The sequence below is a fragment of the Gulosibacter molinativorax genome, assembly GCF_003010915.2.
Classification (GTDB): domain Bacteria; phylum Actinomycetota; class Actinomycetes; order Actinomycetales; family Microbacteriaceae; genus Gulosibacter; species Gulosibacter molinativorax.
Genome location: NZ_CP028426.1, coordinates 3,355,335 through 3,373,961 on the forward strand (window position 1 = coordinate 3,355,335; position 18,627 = coordinate 3,373,961).

Genomic DNA, 18,627 nt, shown 5'->3' on the forward strand with positions numbered 1-18,627 from the left:
GCTACCGGCAATGACGGTGTCGCGCCCCGTGCTACGCCGCCGAATCGTTGCTGTAGTCGTAGTGCTTCGTCTCGTTCGAGAAGAACAGTGCGATGAGCGTGAGCACCGCGGCACCGGAGAGGTACACACCGACCCAGAAGGGCGACCCATCGCCGAAGCTCCACAGCGCCACGAAGACGGTCGGCGCGATACCGGCACCGATCACCGAGGACATGTTATAGGCGATCGCCGAACCCGTGTACCGCGTGTTGGCGGGGAAGTACTCCGGCAGTACCGCACCCATCGGCCCGAAGGTGAGCCCCATGAGTGCCATGCCGATGATGAGCTGCGCCTGCACGCCCGTGTGGCCGAGGCTGAGCAGCGGAGTCATCGCGAAGCCAAAGATGAAGATCAAGATCGTCACGGAGATGAGCATCTTCTTGCGGCCAAAGCGCTCGGCGAGCGGGCCCGAGATCAGTGTGAAGAGACCGAAGAAGACCACGCCGACGATCAGCATCAGCAGGAATTCTGTCTTCGGGTAGCCGAGGCCGCCCACGTAGGTCGAAGCATCAAACGCGGTGCCCGATTCAGCAGCGGTAGCGGCGGCCTGTTCCGTGGTCGGCGTCGATCCGTACGTAAGCATGAACGACGTCATCATGTAGAACAGCACGTAGGTGGCCACCATCACGAACGTGCCGAGGACGATCGCGCGCCACGAGTGGCGAAACACCTCGACGAGCGGTGCCTTGACGACGTGGTCCTCCGCCTGGACCTTCTGGAACGCCGGGGTCTCGGTGAGCTGGATGCGCACCCACAGCCCGACGATCACGAGCACTGCCGAGAGCAGGAACGGGATGCGCCAACCCCAGGTCATGAACTGGTCGTTCGTGAGGGTGAAGTTCAGGATCACGAAGAGAGTGTTCCCCAGGATGAAGCCGATCGGTGCACCGAGCTGGGGGAAGGTGCCGTAGATGGCGCGCTTGTTCGCGGGCGCGTTCTCAGTGGCGAGCAGGGCTGCGCCCGACCACTCGCCGCCGAGCCCGAGGCCCTGGCAGAATCGCAGGATGACGAGCAGCGTGGGTGCGAGCACGGTCATGTTCGCGTTGATGCTGCCGTCCGCGTTCGCGGCGGTCGGCAGCAGGCCGATCAGGAACGTTGCGATCCCCATAACGAGCAGTGTGCCGACGAGCGTGCCTTTGCGGCCAATTCGGTCGCCAAAGTGTCCGAAGACGATCGAGCCAATCGGGCGTGCAATGAATGCGACGCCGAACACGGCGAAGGATGCGAGCAGCGCGGTGACGTGGTCATCGCTCGGGAAGAACAGCGCGGGGAAAACGAGCGATGCCGCGGTGGCGTAGACGTAGAAGTCGTAGAACTCGATCGATGTCCCGACGAGGCTGGCCGTAATGACCTGCCACGGCTTGTTCTTCGCTGGTTGTTCGGCCGGGACGGCCGAACTCGTTGGGGTAGTGGCGGTGTCCTGTGACACAGAAAGACTCCTGCACGATTGAAAAATGGCGCGAAATACCTCCGTCTCAGGTCAGATCCTGGATGAGGAGGTGGGCCAAAGGCGCAGGCCGGCGTTGGCAATGCGGATGCGCGGCACCGGGTAGGTGCGGAGAGCGCATCCGACGGTGAGAAAGTCGCGATTTGCGAACCCTCAGGTTACACCTGCTATGCACCGATGCCAAAGAACTCCCGGATTCGGCGTAGCATTATGGGCCGTCCTGTATCGATGCAGCCGTCGCAGTGCTGCGGTTGCCCAGCCGATTGAGAGTGCCATGGCCGCCGAGTCTGCCGCATCCGAGAACTCCTCGTCCGAATCCGACGCAGCCGAGGCGAACGCAAAATCCGGCCGGCAGGCCCGACGAATCGCGGTGCTGGGTTCGAGCGGTGGCAACCTGCGGAGCCACGGTGGTGACGACCCGGTGAAACTGCTCGGCGATATCCGAAAGCAGTTGGGCGCCGCGGGATTCGAACTCGCCGAGGTGCAGTTTGTGGCGGCCGACACCTCGATGGACGGCGCATCCGAGCGATCGAAGGCGGCACTCTGGGCATTGGCCGATGAGACTGGCACGGGCACAATCACGCAAATCGCGACCGGTGCGCTGGCCGAGATCAACGACATCGCGCGGGAGCGCGACGCTCAGCTCGCGGCGCGCATTGCAGCAGGGCAGGTGGATGCGCTCATCCTCGTCAGCGCGGACCCGTCGGACACGAATAACAAGGCCGTGCTCGCCGCCGTCGAGGCGGGTATTCCTGCAGCGGGCACTGGTGGCACGTCAATCGCGACCGCGCAACAGCTTGGGCTGAACCTTGTCTCCGCATCCGGCACTACCGGAACGACGAGCACGACCCGTGCGGTCGCCTACGTCTCGGGCCTGGCCAGGCACTGGGGCGTGAAGTATCGCCCGGCGCTGGGCTCCGCGGTGTCGTCATCCGTCGATGAACCGGCGTGGAAGCGAATCAGCATCCGCGGCATTATGGTCGGTTCGATTCCTGCGTTTATTACGCTCGCGCTGATCCTCGCGGTGAGCAAGATCCCCGTACTTTCTGGGTTGTCCGAGGTATTCGACCTCCTGATTGGTGCGCTCCCGATCGTCGTCGCGGCGGTCGCTGCGCGCCGAATCTCCGGGCTGGATGAGGTGGGTCTCGTCGCCGGGGCGATCGCGGGCATCCTCTCGCAACCGGGTGGGATCCTCGGTGGACTTGTCGGCGGCATCCTGGCGGGCCTGCCCGCATCCTGGCTGATCAAGCTGTTCCTGGGATGGCGATTCCCGGCCACGACCGCAAATATCTTCACCGGCGCCATCGCTGGTGCGCTGCCGGGCCTGCTCGTGTTCTACCTGCTCGCACCGTTCACGAATTGGCTCGGCGAGAGTGTGCAGGAGGTCATCAGCTGGGCTGTCGCATTCTCGCCGCTCCTCGCGGGCGCAATTGCGGGGATCGTCATCTGGCCGGCGATCATCGGTGGCGTGTACCACGCGGTGATTTTGCCGCTCGTGCTCCTCGAGATGTCCGAAAAGGGGCACAGCTTCTTCGGTGCGATCGACATGGTGTCGCTCGTGATGGTCTCGTTCGGCATCACGCTTGCGAACGTGCTCGCGCCGCGGACCTCGGGGGAGCGGGCGCTCGCGGGCTCGGGTGCCGCCGTGAACTTTTTCTTCGGCACGTTCGTCGAGGCGTCCTACCCGTTCATGTTCGGGGACAAGCGCGTGTTCGGTGTGGCGCTCGGCGCAGCCGCCGTCGGTGGCGCAGTTGTCGGGCTGGTCGGCGCCGAAGCTACTGCGTACCTACCTGCCGTCGTCGCGCCCTTTGTCGCGACCGCACCGGGCGGCATGGTGTTGGCAATGTTGACTGGCGCGGGGCTTGCGTTCGTGGGCACTCTGCTGGTGAATCTCGCGGCACGCAAAAAGGCCCGCGCCGCGCTTTAGGCGCGATGCGGGCCGTCGGGCAAGAAACAACTAGTTCATCGAGACGAGGATCTTGACCTCGCTGCGGTCCTCAAGGAGCTTCTGGTAGCCCTGCTCGACGATGTCGTCGACCTTGATCTTGCTCGTGATGAACGGCGCGAGGTCAATCAGGCCCTCCTGGACGAGGCGGATCGACTCGGGGTGGTCGTCGGCGTAGCCGATAGACGAACCCATCGAGCGGTCCTGCATCGTCAGGCTGCCCGACACGTTGAGCACGTAGGGCTTGGTGTGGATCGCAACGACCTCGAGACGCGCGCCCGGACCGAGCGCGCTGAACAGTCCATCCAGCACGACGCCCACACCGGCGGCATCAAACGCGACGTCGGCCATCGCACCGTCGGTCTCATTGCGCACGACCTCGGCGAGATCCTCAGCCGACGGGTCGACGACAACATCCGCGACGCCCGACTCGAGCGCCTTGTTCCGGCGAACTTCCGAGACCTCGCTGACGATGGTCTTGAGCCCGTACGCCTTGAGCACGGCACTCGTGAGGAGGCCAATCGGGCCCGCGCCACCGACCACGGCCACCTTGCCCGCGCTGTCGGGGCCGATGCCAGCATGGCGGACGGCGTGGACCGAGACCGAGAGCGGTTCGATCAGCGCGGCCTGGTCGAGGGGGATGTCGCCGACGTTGTGGACCCAACGCTGCTCGACCACGATGTGCTCCGAGAGACCACCGCCGAGGCCCGAGATGCCGATGAAGCCCATCTTCTCGCAAAGGTTGTATTTACCCGCCTTGCAGGCGTTGCAGGTGCCATCCACCATTAGTGGCTCTACGGCGACGTGATCGCCAACCGCGATCCCCTCGACGCCCTCGCCGATTTCCTCGACGACGCCGGAGAACTCGTGGCCGAAGACGACCGGGAGCTTCTCGCCCGACATGGGGTGCGCCTCGGTCTCGGTGGGCGCGGGCGGAATCGGGCCGCCGTGGTAGAGGTGGAGGTCGCTGCCGCAAATTCCGTTGAAAGCGGGGGCGATTTTCACCGTTCCAGGACGAACGGTGGGCTCTTCAATCTCTTCGACGCGAACGTCTTCTTTGCCGTAGTACCGGGCTGCACGCATGGTTTCACTCCTGAGGAAAGGTATACGAAATGCTGCTTTTCCAGGCTATCCAGCCGCGTATGCACACTTCCTGACGATCGGGGACTACGCTGCCCCAGCTGTGCATCCAAGACTCAGGATCGCGCGCTACGCGTCGCGGCGGGGCCCCTCGGAAGACGAGATCTGGTACACCTTCGGCGCATCCCAGCCGTACTCGGCGTACGCCGCGTCAATCGAGTTGCGGAACTGGTCTTCGTGTTCTTTCGGGAGGAGTACGAATACCGATCCGCCGAATCCCGAGCCGCTCATCCTGGCGCCAAGTGCACCCGACGCGAGCGCGAGCTCGGTCGTGAGATCGATGCGCTCCGAGGTCGCCTCGAACTCTTCGCGCAGCGAACGCTGCGACTCGTTAAAGAGGTGGCCGGTGGCCGCTGCGCCTTCGGTTCGGACGAGTCGAACGAGGTCCAACACGCGCTGGATCTCGCTCACGACGTAGGTGGCACGCCGCCGGTCGGTTTCGTCGAGTTCTGCCGCGTTGTCGAGCTCCTCCGGCTGTGCCTCGCGCAGATACTGGTACCCGAGGGTCTTCGCGACGCGCGTGCACGCCTGGTGGCGGTCGATGACGACGCCCTCCCAGTTGCGGTGTACCTGGCCCGTCTCAACGAGAAGCTGAAGGAGTCCCTCGTCCGCGGTGTTCGGGCCGTCAATGAGAGAGACGTCCTGGCCGCGCGAGTCGTAGAAGACGTCCTTGCCCTTCTCACTGAACAGCACGGTCACGTGGTCGGACATTCCGGTGGATGCGCCGATGAAGTCGTTTTCGACGCGGTAGCCAAACTCCGCGAGTTCGATGCGGTCGAGCCCGAGCCCCCAGAGATCGTTGAGCGCCATCGCAATTGCACCGCAGATGGATGCGCTCGATGCGAGTCCGCCGCCGATCGGCAGGTCGGTGGTCACAAAGAGATCGAGCCCGGTCGGTGTGGGTGCCGGGGAGTCGTCAACGTTCTCGTTCTCGAGGAGGTGTTTGCCAGCCGCCCAGATCGTGCCGAGCGGGTAGTCGCGCCAGCTGTGTTCCCTTTGCGGGACGATTTCGTCCAGCGTCGTTTCAATGTGCTCGGTCGCGAGGTCGGTCACGACCCGCACTGTTCGGTCTTCGCGGCGCGAGACTGCCACGGCCGAGCGTGCCGGATGCGCGTAGCCAAACGTCAGGCCGTCCTCGAGGTCCGTGTGGTCGCCCATCAGACTCACTCGTCCCGGCACCGACCAGACTCCCTCGGCTGCGCTCCCGAAGGTGGCGACGAATCCGTCCGCCGCGACCTCACTGGTATTGCGAAACATTCTTCCCCCGTATCAGGACATGAACTCGGCCGGGACACGACGCGAGCATAGAGAGACTCTACGACGCAATGCTGAAGCGAGCACTTGAACCACGGAGGGCATCCTTTCACCTTCGCGTTAGGATTCGCTCCCCGCAAGCTCAAGAAAAGCCGCTGAACCGATGGTAGTTGCCCCGAGCGCTTCGACCCGCGTGCGTAGCGCCCGATCACTTGTGGCGACTAGGACCGGGGAATTTCGCCTCGCATCCCGCGACCGGCGAACAATGTCGACGATCTCGTCGTCCCCCGAACCCTCGGCAGGGATGACATCGACCCGCCCGGGGAGTGGGCCGAGGCCAGCCGCCGCGCCCGACTGCTTGCCCTCGACAACGCAGGCGAGCGCGGGCCAACTGGTCTGGGCGTCGAAGCCGAAGAGGGATGCGGGCACACCGTGTTCGGCGACGCGCGCGATGCGGTGGATCGTGGTTCGAGCCGCGGCGGCGGGACTGCGCCACCAGCCATTTGGTGTTGTACCGACGAGGTTGGCCACATCCACAACGATGAGCGGTCGCGCTTCGAGGAGCGGTTCGAGGGTTGGCCACGCCTTCGCGAAACCGGGATGCAGCTTGAGACGGCGAAACTCCTTCGGAACCACCCAGGCGAGCCCCGCGGATTCATCGTCGGTGATTTGGGCTTCGAATGGCCGCAGCGTCTCGACCACAAAAGTCGTATACGACCAAAAGCCCAGATCCACGACCCTCGAGAACAATGGGTCGAGCGCATCCGGAGGCACGAGCGCCTCCTCGTGCGCCTCACGAACGGCCGCGTCGAGGGCCGTCTCGCCCGCGTTGAGCGCGCCACCGGGGATTCCCCAAGTTCCGCCGTAGTGACTCCAGAGCGCGCGGTGCTGCATCAGGACTCCCCGAGCGGTGTCGAACGTGAGCAGCCCGGCCGCGCCGAATCGTCCCCACATCTTCGTGCCGTCGGGACCAACCGCCCAGTAGTCCCCTTCGTCGCGGACCTTGGGCTCGTTTGTGTAGTGGTCGGGAAGATGCTCAGACCGCGCCTCCGGCGAGCCTGGCACGTACTGCGAGAACACGGGGATGTATCCCGTCTTCGCGCCGAGGTCCTCGGGAGTCTGCTCGCTGGACATCCGCACCTCCCATGCCGTTGCTTACTCAGCGTCAATGGTACGTCTGCTGCGGATGAGTGCGCGCTGATGGCGACGGGAATTCGGCGCGACGATCGTGGCCCGGAAACGGCGTCGGCCGCAAGAGCCGGGAGCTCCTGCGGCCGACGCGAACGACTGCGGTTACTGTTCCTTGACGAGCGAGAGCTCGAACTCGAGGGTGATCTTGTCACTCACGAGCACACCGCCGGAGTCGAGTGGGGTGTTCCATGAGACGCCCCAGTCCTGGCGGTCGATGCGGCGCGTACCCTCGAGGCCGGCGCGGACGGCGCCAGAAGGGTCGGATTCGATACCGATGAGCTCGAGCGGCACCGAGACCGGGCGCGAAATCCCATGGATGGTCAGCTGGCCGGCGACGATGTAGTTGTTGTCGCTGATTTCGTCGATCGAGTTGGACTCAAACACGATCTCGGGGAACTGCTCGACGTCGAGGAAGTCGGGGCTGCGGAGGTGGTTGTCGCGGTCGCCCTGGCGCGTGTCGATGCTTGCGGCCTGAATGACGACACGGACGGTCGACTGGTCGATTGCTTCCGCGTTGAGGTTTGCTTCACCCGACACCTCGTTGAAGGCGCCTCGAACGCGCGCCACCATGGCGTGACGTGTCGAGAAACCAATGCGAGAGTGGGCCGGGTCGATGTTCCACTTGCCGGCGTACTGGGGGTCAATAGCCATGGTGTGGCTCCTTATGAGTCGTTCGCGAAGCTTCCGCGCCATTATCCGATACATTCAAATTCATACATAACCAGCGCTGCAGATTTGACGTCGTAGAGCAAGAATAGCGCGGTGGAGCCACAATCCCTTGGTGGATGGGTGCAAAACGATGAGTTTTCTGAACGGCCCAACGGTATTGGTTCGAGGAGGTCAAGGTCCTCGGGCTGCGGTCCGTGCGGGATAATGGTTTGATGCCATCCCTCGAGCACGAGTCGGGCGGCGCGGCCACGGTAAGTGGCAAGCGCCCCACAATCCGCGATGTCGCGGCCCGCGCGGGCGTCTCGAAATCGCTCGTGTCGCTCGTGTTCTCGGGCGGGAGCGTGAGCGAGGAACGACGCACGCGAGTCATGGTTGCGGTCGAGGAGCTTGGCTATCGACCGAACACTTCCGCGCGATCTCTCGCGGCGGCCGAGGGCGACTTTACGGGCATCCTCGTCGCGGACCTCCACAACTCGATCTTCTCCGACATCGTGGATGCGGCGCGCAGCGAGCTTGCGGCGAATGGCCGCGGAGTGCTGTTTTCTTCGGCCGCAGTACCGGATGCACGCGGCCAGATGCAGCTCGACCAGCGGGCGCTCGAGGTATTTGGCGACCTCCGCCCGCGGAACCTCATCATGGTGGGCACCGGGCCAGGCCTTGAAGAGGTCGCGAGAATCGCCCCGGGCATCCCGATTGTGCTTGCAAGCACGATCGCGAGCCGTTTTGAGGTCGCCTCCACCGTCCGTACCGACGACGAACTCGGGATGCGGCTCGCGGTCGAGCATCTCGTGCAGGCAGGCCACCGCAGGATCACCCACGTCGGCGGGAACGGCGGGCTCGTCGCCGCGAAGCGAGCGGATGCGTATCGGCAGACGATGGCGGACCACGGGCTGGCCGAATACATCCGCGTCGCGCGCTCCGACTACACCGAGCAGGGCGGTTACACGGCGACGCGCGAGTTATTCGCTCGAGGGGATGCGCCGACCGCGATTGCCGCGGTGAACGATCTCTCGGCGATCGGGGTGCTGGATGCTATCGCGGATGCGCGGCCCGGCGCGGCTATTGCCGTCACCGGCTTCGACAATTCGCGGATCTCGCAGCTGCGGCAAGTGTCGCTTTCGAGCGTGGACCCGAATAACGCGGCCATTGGTAGGGAAGCCGCCCACCGCATCCTCGAGCTCGAAGAGACGGGCAGCGTGAGCGAGGCCGAAACGCTCGTCGCGCCGAGCCTGATCGTGCGCCGAAGTTCGGCCGCACTGCTTCGTAGCGTCCCGCAATCCACCGATAATTAGTCCTATTCACTTTCACGAAATCGAACGGAGACCATCGTGGCGACAAGAACCCCGGGCGAACAGCTCACCGTTGACGAGGTGCTGGCCGAGCTCGCGGCCCTCGAAGACCCGAAAGTCCGCGCCGTAAATGAGAAGCACGGCGACGATCACGGTGTGAAGCTCAGCGAAATTCGGGCGATCGCCAAGCGACTCAAGACGCAGCACGAGTTCGCGCTTGAGCTCTGGGCGACCGGGCATACCGGTGCGCGGCTCGTTTCGCTGCTCATCTGTCGGCCGAAGGAATTCACGCTGGAGCAGCTCGATGCGATGCTGCGCGAGGCGCTGGCGCCGAAGGTGCACGACTGGCTCGTGAACTATGTGGTGAAGAAGAGTAAGCATGCCGAGGCTCTGCGCGTGCAGTGGTTCGCAGATTCGGACCCGGTCGTCGCCAGCGCCGGGTGGGCGCTCACGAGCAACCGGATTACATCCAGCCCGGACGGGATCGACCTCACGGGCATGCTCGACACCATCGAGGCCGAGATGAAGGATGCGCCGGAACGGCTGCAGTGGGCAATGAACGAGAATCTCGCGCAGATCGGTATCACGAACGAGGATCTGCGCCCGCGGGCACTCGACATTGGCGAGCGCCTCGAGGTGCTCAAGGATTATCCGACGTCGCCCGGATGCATCTCGCCGTTTGCGCCGATCTGGATCACCGAGATGGTGAAGCGGCAGGAGTCCTAGCTCCGTCGCCTAGTTGTATGGCGGGCTGATCGCGAGGAGCAACACCGCGACCCAGTGGCACAGGAACGCGAGCACGGTCGCGGTGTGGAACAACTCGTGGAAGCCGAAGACTCCCGGGGCGGGGTTCGGTCGCTTCAGCGCATAGAACACCGCGCCTGCGGTATAGAGCAGTCCGCCGACGATCACGAGGACCATCGTCGCGACGTTCACCTGCACGAGGTCGCCGAGGTACATGACGGCCGCCCACCCGAGCAGGATGTATAGGGGCACGTAGAGCCAGCGGGGCGCGCTCAGCCAGAAGACACGGAACCCGATGCCGAGCAGGGCTCCTGCCCAGACCAAGCAGAGCAGGATGACGCCCTTTTCAGGCGGTAGCGCGAGCGTCGCGATGGGGGTGTAGGTGCCGGCGATCAGCAGGAAGATGTTGGCGTGATCGAGCCGACGGAAGACGGCTTTGGTCTTGGGCTTCCAGTTGAAGCGGTGGTAGAGCGCGGAGACGCCGAACAGCAGCATCGAAGTCAGCATGAACACGGCCGACGACCACTTCGCCACCGGTCCCTCGGCGAGCACGATGAGCACGATGCCTGCCGCGATCGCTACCGGGAACGTTCCCGCGTGAATCCACCCGCGCCACTTCGGCTTGATGTCCTCTGGCGCGTGTTCCGCGGCCTCGGCGACGAGCGGGATTCCCGGAAGGCCGGCCGCCGGTTCGGCATCGGGGTTGGATGCGCGACTCGGCTCGGCAGCGTCGTGCGCGTGGTCGGTCTGGCCGTATCCGGGGGAAGTCATTCAGTCAGAGTAGGTCACCGAATTGCGGGTCAACACAGGGTTCATTGCTTGCGGCCGCCGAAGAACTGCTCAAGGGGAATCGAGTCGTCAACCCACGGTGTCAATACCCACACCACGATGTAAGCACCAACACCGAATACGGGCAGTAGGAACGACAAGAGGACGAGCAGGCGTACGAGCCACACGTTGAGGCCGGAGGCGCGTGCAATGCCGCCCGCGATACCGCCGACCATTCGTTCGGGGCCACGACGAAAACCGATGCTGCGGATGGAATCGAAGAGGTTCATGTCTTTGACATTACGGCGACACGCTGAGCGTTGGAATCGTGCTCGCCCGCGAATTGCCGGGGGAAAACCCGCCGTTTCCGCGTTGTGCTCGACATGGCGCTCAGTGCTTGTTGCCCGCGGCGTGTAAACGGGGCGCTAACCAAGGCTTGCTCGGCACGAACCAAGGCGCCGCCGTGGCGAACCAGGGCGCCGCCGTGGCGAACCAAGGTGACGTTGACACGAACCAGGGCGAGGCTGACGCGCCAGGGTGTCCTAGAAACCTGGTTGGTCACGATCCCCCTGGGCGGGCGCGACAGTGCAATGGTTCGGCCGTGCGTCGACCTGGCTCAGCGCGACGACGCGGCCAACCAGAACTAATGTGCCCGATCTATGCCCGCTCACTCGGCTAGAACGACGATGTGCCGCGAAGATCGTTGCAATCTCGCGGCACACGGTGGGCCCAGTGGGGCTCGAACCCACGACCCACGGATTAAAAGTCCGTTGCTCTAACCAACTGAGCTATAGGCCCGCCCACTAGATTAGCGTGATTTTTCGCCGCTCGTGTCGCCATTCGACGAGTCCGCCCCACCGTCGTCCGACGGGTCGTCCATGAGGTCGCCGATTTCGACCGGTTCTGCTTCGTCGAGTTCCTTGCTCGTGAGGCGGATGCGTCCTCGGCGCGGGAAAATACCGCGTTCGCCACGTCGCCACCAGTTCCACATAGCGACGGCGGTGAACGCCATCGCCATCGCGGTGATGAGCGCTCCCCACGTCACTGGGAACACACCGAGCGTCGCGTTGAGGCGAGCCCAGCCGACCACCATCAGCCAGCCGATCGTGATGAGGGCGAGCAGCGCCCAGAGCGCGACGATGTGCGCCGGGATCGCGCGGGGCCGGATGACTCGGACGATGAGGAGCGCGGCCACGATCAGAACGGGAACGGTCGTCATCGCACCAAAGAGCACGTTTCCGAACGCACTGAATCCAGTGAGTGGCGCGTAGCCACCGATACCGAACCCAAGAATGAGGAGATCCCAGCCACTGAGGTGGTCCGTTTGCAGGAGCAGCTCACCCGAGGTCTTCCACCACGGCGCAAACATCGCGCCAATGATGATGACGGTCAGGATGGCCGCGGTTATTCGCTTCTCGTTGGACTCGGGTACGGCCCGCTGGCTTGGCGAAGCATTGAGCGTGTCTTGCGCGTCGGGGGTATTGTCGACGGGGTCGCCCGGGTGATTTGGGGTGTCGGGGGATGAGCTTCGCAATGCCATACCCACCAGCTTATCGGTGCGCCCTCCGCGGAATTCTCGCGGAGCCCTCGCGAAGCGAAGCGCACCCCGGCAGACTTGTGTTAGGACGACCGCACCAACATCGAAACCGCCGAACCGACACCTCTCGAAGGGAGGCACCATTGGAGAAATTCGATCGACCGGTCAAGATGCCAATCCAGGCATTTGACTCGTTCATCGGGGGCGAAGACCCAGCCCATGCATCCCGCCTTGCCCGCAACACCGCGCAAGCGCTGCTGCATCGCGTCCGCGAGGCCGATGACCCGGAGGTGATCGAACGCACGGTGGGTTACGCACGCACGAACGGCCTGGCCGATCTTGCCGAGCTGTGGTCGAACGCCAACCCACACTCGCTCGCTGGGTCGCTGTGGCGCCTGTACCTCGTGCACGAAGCGATCTCGCAGGACCCTGAGACGTCGAGCTACATATACCGCCGCGGTGCCGCCGTCGACAATTCGATCCACCACATTGTTGCGGGTGCCGTCGAACCAACCGGTCCGCTCGAGATCCGCACGCTCACCGAGACGATCTTCCGAGGCGCTTTCCACGGTGACTTCGAGGATGCGCTCGATCGCGCGGCAGCTTTCTGTTCGGTCATGTCGCTCGGATCGGCGAGCATCGCCGCAGACTACGAGACGAGCAACCCGGAGCGCGCGGCAAAGGCAACTCGCCGCTCAGCCCGGTATCTCGGTTTCGCGAAGGACCTCTCGGCCTCCGCACGCCTCTGGCGTCGGGGCCTCCTCGACTAGTTCGGCGGGCTCGACCGGTCTGCGGGAAAACGTCGCCGAACGGATGCATATTCCCAATTTCGCTGACAGGCGAAGGGACTTGCATCCGAATGGTGAATCAATACACTTGACGAGTCAGGTCGCATAACCCCGGGCTCCAATTTTTGCCGCTTCGAGCGGCCTTCCGCCGAGAGGCGTTTTGCGGCCTGGCTCTTTCTTTAATCGGCTGGCGCTCTTAATCGCCTGGCTCTTTTGTCGGCTGGCTCTCCAAGTCGGCCGGGAGCCGAACGCCGCTACTGGATGCGTAGCTTCTGCCCCACGTAGATCAGGTCGGGGTTGGCAATCCCATTCAGCGCGACGATCGCTTTCACCGTCGTGCTGTGCGCGGCGGCGATGCCGGAGAGCGTGTCGCCACTACGAACCTCGTAGGTGACCGCGGCGTTCCCTTTCGGCAGTTTCAGCACCCAGCCGACATCGATTCGGTCCGGGTGTTTGATGATCGGATTCACCGCCTGAATCGCGGCCACGGTCGTGCCGTGCTTCTTCGCAATTGCGGTGAGGGTATCGCCCGACCGAACTGTGTAGCTCGCACCGGATGCGCTGGTCGCGTCCTCGGGCTTGACCTTTGGGTCTTTAGGCTGCGGGGGCTTCGGCGCGGGCGCCGGCTTTCCGCCTGCGTACGCATCCCAGTCAGCCGCCGAACCGTAAAACACATTGAGGTCGAGGTCGCCAGCGTGTCCGTTGAGCCGCCCGGTGGCGGTGAACTGAAACATATTGGCCTTTGGCCACGACCCCGATTTGGGGCGCCCCGGCGCGGCGCCGAAGTGCCGACGCGAGCCATCGCCGTATGCGGCGATCCACAACCACGAGCCGAGATCGACGATCGAACTCAGATCTTTCGTTTGCACGTAGTTCGCGTAGGAGTAGAACACGCATGTCTTGCCGGTCTTCTCACGGACGCGCTTGATGAAGTCCGCCGCCCAGCTCACCGGTAGCTGCGTGGCATCCGCCTCCCAATCGAGCACCAGCACGGGGTTGTGCCGCAAGTGCGGGCGTACGGTGGCCGCGAAGTGATCTGCCTCGGCGCGCGCGCCTTCGTTGTCAAAGCCATCCAAGGCGAAATGATAGAGACCGACCCGGCGTCCCTTGGCAACGGCATCCGCGACCTGCTGCGTATGCGTGTTTGAGACGAACGAGGGTCCGCCGGTTGCCTTCACGATCGCGAAGTCATACTCGTCGATATCGCGCAGTACGCGCTGGTGCTGCCACGAGGAGACATCCACACCGTGGAGCTTCGACTTGGACGCGGGCGTCGGCTTCGGTACGGGCTTCGGGTTAGGTGCCGGCACTGGTGCCGCCTCGAGCAAGACGTCGTGCCCCATCATCCAGTCGGTCCACCCGAGGTATCGCCTACCCCATTTACTCGCCAGCGCGTCGATGGTCGTGACGCCGATGGTGCCGTTTTGGGGGATATCGGTCGAGACGATCTTGCCGCCACCGTACGACAGGCAAATATGGCCGTAGCCGTTATTCGACGCCGAGAAGAAGACGACGGCTCCCTTGGGTGGTCGCTTGTCGGAGCGTAGCCGCGACTTCGGTGTTCGCTCATAGACGCGAAGCGCATATGTGTAGTACCCCGGTTTGTCGCTCGTGAGGGAATAGGAACCGAGTGCCTTGCTCACCGCCTCCAGGCACATACCCGGGGGATAGGTTGCGAAGGCCAAGAGCTTGTCCGCGCCAGCCGGCCCGTTCAGGCGGGCCGCTCGTGCCTCGGGCTCTCGGCCTCGACCCTGTTCGATAACACGCGAATCGGCGGCGTTGTCGTCGGCAAGTGCCAGGTCGGCATCGCCTAAAGATTCAATCTCGGCTTCGTCATAAACGTGGGCATCTGACATGGCAACCCCCTTGGTGCTTCGAGCGAAAATATCCCGGTCGTGTGGGAAATCTCGGTGAATTTCCGAGGATGCACGGGATCGGACGTCGATGTTGCAGCAGACTGCGCACCGCAGCAGGGGATGCGTGATCTATTTTACGAATGTAAAGTAGTGTCGTGACAGTTCGCAACGATTCCTCGACCACGCCGCAGCAAGATCCGCGCGCAGCGCGCTCATACGACGCGCTCATCCAAGCGATGCTTGCCGTGCTGCGTCGAGGAGAAGACCCGGCTGCGGTCTCGATTACCGAGATCGTGAAGGCGGCGAAGGTGAGCCGTCCGACGTTCTATCAACACTTCGCGGACGTGCCGGACCTCATCCGTGCGGCGACGCTCCACCGTCTCGAATCGATCTTTGCGCGCATCGCAGCTGCGGAATTGGGCGGCACCTGGGAGGATTTCGCGCGGGCCAAGCTGCGCATCCTGCTCGGGGCGCTGCAGAGCGACGCCGAGACCTACCTCCGCGTGCTGCGGGGGCCGGCCGCGGCGCGGGTAATCCGCGGGGTAATCGACTTCCTCGCCGACCAGCTCCTACACCACTCGCCGCTCGGCACCGCCGTTACCCGCAAAGTGTCGAACGAAGAGGCACATGCGCGCGCCGAATTCCTCGGTGCCGGGGCCACCTGGCGCGTCGTCACGTGGCTCGAGAGCGACTTCACCGGGAGCAACAGCCTCGACGAAATGGTCGAGCGGCTAGCGGCCAACATCCTGCTCGCGAGCGGCGCGACGTCAACGGAAAGTGGCGCGGCCGCGCCCAGAAGCGGCGAGGGGCTTCCCTAGTCGCCGCGGGCCGCTCCCGCTGGCCGCGCACCGCAGCCGATCGTCGCGTCACGCAGCCGACCGACGCATCCACCCACATACATTCACCTCGGCAGCAACCGAGAGAATCGCAGACTCAACCATGACTTCGTCTCACACTGAAGCGCCGACACCCGGGGACTCCCGGGGAAAGCGGAAAAGCCGGATTTGGAAGGTCATCGTGCTCATCGGGCTCGTGACCATTCCGGTCATCTACGCGTCACTCCTCACCAGCTCGTTCAGCGACCCGATAAACCGGCTCGACAATGTCCCCGCCGCGGTCGTGAATCAAGACGTCGCGGCGAGCGCCAACGGCACGAAGCTCGATATCGGGGCTACGCTGACCGACGAACTCGTGAGCAGCACCGCGAAGAACAACTTCGTCTGGCGCGAGTACGGCGCCGAGGAAGCATCCGCGGCACTCGACTCTGGCGAGGTGTATGCGGTACTGACGATCCCGCGCAGCTTCTCGTCGGATGCGCTGTCGGTGGCGGGCGATCACCCCACGCCCGCGAAGCTGAAGATTGAAACGAATGACGGGGCAAACATGTTCGCGGGCACGATCGCGAAGCAGCTCGGTACAACTGTGGCGGACACCCTCGCAACACAGGTATCCGAGGAGTACCTCGGCAATATTTACGCGGGCTTCAACAGCGCCCACGATGGCTTCGCGAACGCCGCAGACGGCGCGACGCAACTCGCCGATGGCACGTCGGAGGCGAGCGACGGCGCGGGCCAGCTCAACATGGGCTTGGACCAACTCGTGACCGGGAGCGCGGATCTCGCGGACGGGACGGTAGCGCTCGCCGACGGCGCGGAGCAAATCGATAGTGGAGCGCAGACGCTCGCCGATGGCGGATCCGCATTGCACGACGGTGCGGTGCAGCTCGCAGATGGTGCGGGCGTCGTGAATACGGGCGCGGAGCAGCTCCGCGACGGCGCAAGCCAAGTCGCGGACGGGACCCAGCAGCTCGCCGACGCGGTGGATGCCGTGAACGAGGCAGTATCGCCGCTCGCGCAAAGCGTGGCCACGCTCTCGGAGGACGCGAGCACGCTGACGGACGGCGCGAGTGGCGTTGCAACCAGCGCCGATGACCTCCTCGCCAACTGGGATGCACTCGGCGACGACGAAAAACGGCAGCTCGTCGAGCAGCTCTCGACCGACGCGGGCGCGGTCCGGGACGGCCTCGATGGCGCGCTGGCGAGCATGGGACAGACCGATCTCTCGGGCGTCGATCAGCTCGGGAACCTCAGCACCAGCATCCACGACCTCAACGATGGCGCGCAGCAGGTCGCAACGGGCGCGGCCGACCTGGCCGATGGCACGAGCGAACTTGCGGGTGGCGCCGACACCCTCGCCGATAAATCGGGGGATCTCGCGAACGGCATTTCCGACCTCGCCGACGGCACCGGCACGCTGTACGACGGGGCGATCCAGGTTCGGGATGGCGCGCAGCAACTTTCGGACGGCACCGTGGGCGCTGCGGATGGCTCGGCGTCACTCGCCGATGGCCTCATCCAGCTGGTGGGCGGCAGCGACGAGCTTGCGACCGGTCTCGAAGACGGTGCCGAACAGGTGCCGACGTACTCCGACTCGGAGTCGGACCAGCTCAGCGAGGTCGCGGCTGATCCCGTGCAATTCGACGAGCTGCGCCGAAACGAGGTTGCGAGAAACGGCGACGGCATGGCGCCGTACTTCATGGCGCTCGGGCTGTGGGTCGGCGGGATCGGCTTCTACCTCATGAACGAACCCCTCGCACGGGCGAAGGGGAGTGGGCCGTCCTTCGTGGATGCGCTGCGCAGCTTCCTGCCCGGCGCCGCCATGGCGGTCGGTCAAAGCATCCTCCTCTTCGTGGCGATCCACGGCCTCGTTGGGGTCGAGTACGCGAACCCCGCTGGACTGCTCAGCATGATGCTGCTTGCGAGCGTGACCTTCATCGCGATCAATCAGGCGCTGATCGCGTTACTGGGCGCTCCAGGCCGATATTTCGCGCTCATCCTGATCGTGCTGCAGCTCGCCTCGGCGGGCGCGACCTATCCCGTCGAAACTGCCCCCGAGCTCTTTCAAGCGTTGAACCCGTGGCTGCCGCTGCCGTACGCGGTGGATGCGTTCCGGTCGCTGATCGCGGGCGGCAGCATCGGTGTTGCTGACGCCGTGACACAGCTACTTGTGTGGCTGGCAGTGGCGCTCGCGATGACGACACTCGCGATCATGCTGAAGCGTGTCAAGGACGGGAAAACGAGCTGGGGAAGCAACCCGAAGGTTACGTCCCCAGCTGTGAAGGACTCGGCGAGCGCCAGCCCTCAAGGCGAACTCACGGTCTAGCCGAAGCGGCCGGTCACGTAGTCCTGCGTCTGCTCGTTCGACGGGTTCTCGAAGATCGTGCGAGTGTCATCGAACTCGATGAGCTTGCCCGGCTTACCGGTACCCGCGATGTTGAAGAAGCCGGTGCGGTCCGAGACGCGCGTTGCCTGCTGCATGTTGTGGGTCACGATCACGATCGTGTACTCACGCTTGAGCTCGTGGATGAGGTCCTCGATCGCGAGGGTCGAGATCGGGTCGAGCGCCGAGCAGGGCTCGTCCATGAGGAGTACGTCAGGCTTCACGGCGATCGCGCGAGCGATGCACAGACGCTGCTGCTGACCACCCGAGAGGCCACCGCCCGGGGCGTCGAGGCGGTCCTTGACCTCTTCCCAGAGGTTTGCGCCGCGGAGCGAGTTCTCGACGAGTTCGTTCGCCTCCGAGCTGCTGATGCGCTTGTTGTTCAGCTTGACGCCCGCGAGCACGTTCTCCTTGATCGACATCGTGGGGAACGGGTTCGCGCGCTGGAACACCATGCCGACCTGGCGGCGGACGTTCACGGGGTCAACGTTCTTGCCGTAGAGGTCGTCGCCGTCGAGGAGCACTTCGCCGTCCACCCATGCGCGGGGGATGACCTCGTGCATGCGGTTGAGGGTGCGGAGCACGGTCGACTTGCCACAACCCGACGGGCCGATGAACGCGGTAACCGATTTGGGCTCGATGACCATGTTCACGCCTTCTACAGCCTTGAACTTGTCGTAGTAAATGTTGAGGTCTTTGATCTCAATGCGCTTAGCCACTGATTTTTCCTTTGCTGTGATG

Annotated in this window: 16 protein-coding genes and 1 tRNA gene; 6 read left to right on the plus strand and 11 right to left on the minus strand. The window is 64.2% G+C overall.

Annotated elements, in window-relative coordinates:
• Window positions 1-31 precede the first annotated feature (31 nt).
• On the minus strand, window positions 32-1,468 hold the full coding sequence (locus GMOLON4_RS15570; RefSeq protein ID WP_026935868.1) for an MFS transporter: 1,437 nt from the start codon (window positions 1,466-1,468) through the stop codon (window positions 32-34).
• Between the two features lie 292 nt (window positions 1,469-1,760).
• Between GMOLON4_RS15570 and GMOLON4_RS15575 the strand changes: the two genes are divergently transcribed.
• Window positions 1,761-3,413 (plus strand): hypothetical protein, encoded by a 1,653-nt coding sequence (locus tag GMOLON4_RS15575; RefSeq protein ID WP_211222669.1) that lies wholly within the window; start codon window positions 1,761-1,763, stop codon window positions 3,411-3,413.
• Window positions 3,414-3,443: 30 nt separating this feature from the next.
• On the opposite strand, the gene GMOLON4_RS15580 is transcribed toward GMOLON4_RS15575, so the two are convergent.
• From GMOLON4_RS15580 to GMOLON4_RS15595, 4 genes are all read right to left on the minus strand, one after another.
• A complete protein-coding gene (locus GMOLON4_RS15580; RefSeq protein ID WP_026935866.1) occupies window positions 3,444-4,514 on the minus strand; it encodes a 2,3-butanediol dehydrogenase in 1,071 nt (356 codons plus the stop codon).
• Between the two features lie 126 nt (window positions 4,515-4,640).
• Window positions 4,641-5,828, minus strand: coding sequence for a galactokinase (locus tag GMOLON4_RS15585; protein ID WP_084147303.1), 1,188 nt, complete (start codon window positions 5,826-5,828; stop codon window positions 4,641-4,643).
• Between the two features lie 117 nt (window positions 5,829-5,945).
• Complete coding sequence (locus GMOLON4_RS15590; protein ID WP_084147302.1) at window positions 5,946-6,959, minus strand: NUDIX domain-containing protein; 1,014 nt, start codon at window positions 6,957-6,959, stop codon at window positions 5,946-5,948.
• 159 nt (window positions 6,960-7,118) lie between these two features.
• Window positions 7,119-7,667, minus strand: coding sequence for a YceI family protein (locus GMOLON4_RS15595; RefSeq protein ID WP_026935865.1), 549 nt, complete (start codon window positions 7,665-7,667; stop codon window positions 7,119-7,121).
• A gap of 230 nt (window positions 7,668-7,897) precedes the next feature.
• Between GMOLON4_RS15595 and GMOLON4_RS15600 the strand changes: the two genes are divergently transcribed.
• Window positions 7,898-8,977 carry a LacI family DNA-binding transcriptional regulator gene (locus GMOLON4_RS15600; protein ID WP_051266022.1) on the plus strand — a complete coding sequence of 360 codons (1,080 nt, stop codon included), beginning with the start codon at window positions 7,898-7,900 and terminating at the stop codon, window positions 8,975-8,977.
• Between the two features lie 36 nt (window positions 8,978-9,013).
• Window positions 9,014-9,700: a DNA alkylation repair protein gene (locus GMOLON4_RS15605; RefSeq protein WP_026935863.1), complete on the plus strand. Its 687-nt coding sequence runs from the start codon at window positions 9,014-9,016 to the stop codon at window positions 9,698-9,700.
• A gap of 9 nt (window positions 9,701-9,709) precedes the next feature.
• Here GMOLON4_RS15605 and trhA read toward each other — a convergent pair whose 3' ends face one another.
• The 4 genes from trhA to GMOLON4_RS15625 all read right to left on the minus strand — a co-directional run bounded on the left by trhA (window position 9,710) and on the right by GMOLON4_RS15625 (window position 12,026).
• Entirely contained in the window at window positions 9,710-10,489 is a 780-nt protein-coding gene (trhA, locus tag GMOLON4_RS15610) for a PAQR family membrane homeostasis protein TrhA (RefSeq protein WP_084147301.1), read from the minus strand.
• 41 nt (window positions 10,490-10,530) lie between these two features.
• Window positions 10,531-10,776, minus strand: a complete 246-nt coding sequence (locus GMOLON4_RS15615) for a PspC domain-containing protein (RefSeq protein WP_026935861.1) — start codon at window positions 10,774-10,776, stop codon at window positions 10,531-10,533.
• A gap of 434 nt (window positions 10,777-11,210) precedes the next feature.
• Window positions 11,211-11,284: transfer RNA gene (locus tag GMOLON4_RS15620), tRNA-Lys, on the minus strand.
• Window positions 11,285-11,294: 10 nt separating this feature from the next.
• Window positions 11,295-12,026: a hypothetical protein gene (locus GMOLON4_RS15625; RefSeq protein ID WP_026935860.1), complete on the minus strand. Its 732-nt coding sequence runs from the start codon at window positions 12,024-12,026 to the stop codon at window positions 11,295-11,297.
• 140 nt (window positions 12,027-12,166) lie between these two features.
• Here GMOLON4_RS15625 and GMOLON4_RS15630 point away from each other — a divergent pair, with 140 nt between their 5' ends.
• On the plus strand, window positions 12,167-12,793 hold the full coding sequence (locus GMOLON4_RS15630) for a DNA-directed RNA polymerase subunit beta (protein WP_181244083.1): 627 nt from the start codon (window positions 12,167-12,169) through the stop codon (window positions 12,791-12,793).
• 272 nt (window positions 12,794-13,065) lie between these two features.
• Here GMOLON4_RS15630 and GMOLON4_RS15635 read toward each other — a convergent pair whose 3' ends face one another.
• Complete coding sequence (locus GMOLON4_RS15635) at window positions 13,066-14,667, minus strand: LysM peptidoglycan-binding domain-containing protein (protein WP_026935858.1); 1,602 nt, start codon at window positions 14,665-14,667, stop codon at window positions 13,066-13,068.
• 155 nt (window positions 14,668-14,822) lie between these two features.
• On the opposite strand from GMOLON4_RS15635, the gene GMOLON4_RS15640 reads away from it, so the two are divergent.
• Complete coding sequence (locus GMOLON4_RS15640) at window positions 14,823-15,485, plus strand: TetR/AcrR family transcriptional regulator (protein WP_026935857.1); 663 nt, start codon at window positions 14,823-14,825, stop codon at window positions 15,483-15,485.
• Window positions 15,486-15,684: 199 nt separating this feature from the next.
• The gene (locus tag GMOLON4_RS15645) at window positions 15,685-17,829 is read left to right on the plus strand and encodes a YhgE/Pip domain-containing protein (RefSeq protein WP_026935856.1); all 2,145 of its coding nucleotides are present in this window, start codon (window positions 15,685-15,687) and stop codon (window positions 17,827-17,829) included.
• On the opposite strand, the gene pstB is transcribed toward GMOLON4_RS15645, so the two are convergent.
• On the minus strand, window positions 17,826-18,605 hold the full coding sequence (pstB, locus tag GMOLON4_RS15650; protein WP_026935855.1) for a phosphate ABC transporter ATP-binding protein PstB: 780 nt from the start codon (window positions 18,603-18,605) through the stop codon (window positions 17,826-17,828). The two genes, GMOLON4_RS15645 and pstB, sit on opposite strands and share 4 nt — an antisense overlap.
• Between the last annotated feature and the right edge of the window lie 22 nt (window positions 18,606-18,627).

Coding starts and splice junctions, on each gene's coding strand:
- GMOLON4_RS15575 (WP_211222669.1), top strand. CDS start 1,761: ATGGCCGCCGAGTCTGCCGCATCCGAGAACTCCTCGTCCGAATCCGAC.
- GMOLON4_RS15585 (WP_084147303.1), bottom strand. CDS start 5,828: ATGTTTCGCAATACCAGTGAGGTCGCGGCGGACGGATTCGTCGCCACC.
- GMOLON4_RS15635 (WP_026935858.1), bottom strand. CDS start 14,667: ATGTCAGATGCCCACGTTTATGACGAAGCCGAGATTGAATCTTTAGGC.
- GMOLON4_RS15580 (WP_026935866.1), bottom strand. CDS start 4,514: ATGCGTGCAGCCCGGTACTACGGCAAAGAAGACGTTCGCGTCGAAGAG.
- GMOLON4_RS15595 (WP_026935865.1), bottom strand. CDS start 7,667: ATGGCTATTGACCCCCAGTACGCCGGCAAGTGGAACATCGACCCGGCC.
- GMOLON4_RS15615 (WP_026935861.1), bottom strand. CDS start 10,776: ATGAACCTCTTCGATTCCATCCGCAGCATCGGTTTTCGTCGTGGCCCC.
- GMOLON4_RS15600 (WP_051266022.1), top strand. CDS start 7,898: ATGCCATCCCTCGAGCACGAGTCGGGCGGCGCGGCCACGGTAAGTGGC.
- GMOLON4_RS15625 (WP_026935860.1), bottom strand. CDS start 12,026: ATGGCATTGCGAAGCTCATCCCCCGACACCCCAAATCACCCGGGCGAC.
- GMOLON4_RS15590 (WP_084147302.1), bottom strand. CDS start 6,959: ATGTCCAGCGAGCAGACTCCCGAGGACCTCGGCGCGAAGACGGGATAC.
- trhA (WP_084147301.1), bottom strand. CDS start 10,489: ATGACTTCCCCCGGATACGGCCAGACCGACCACGCGCACGACGCTGCC.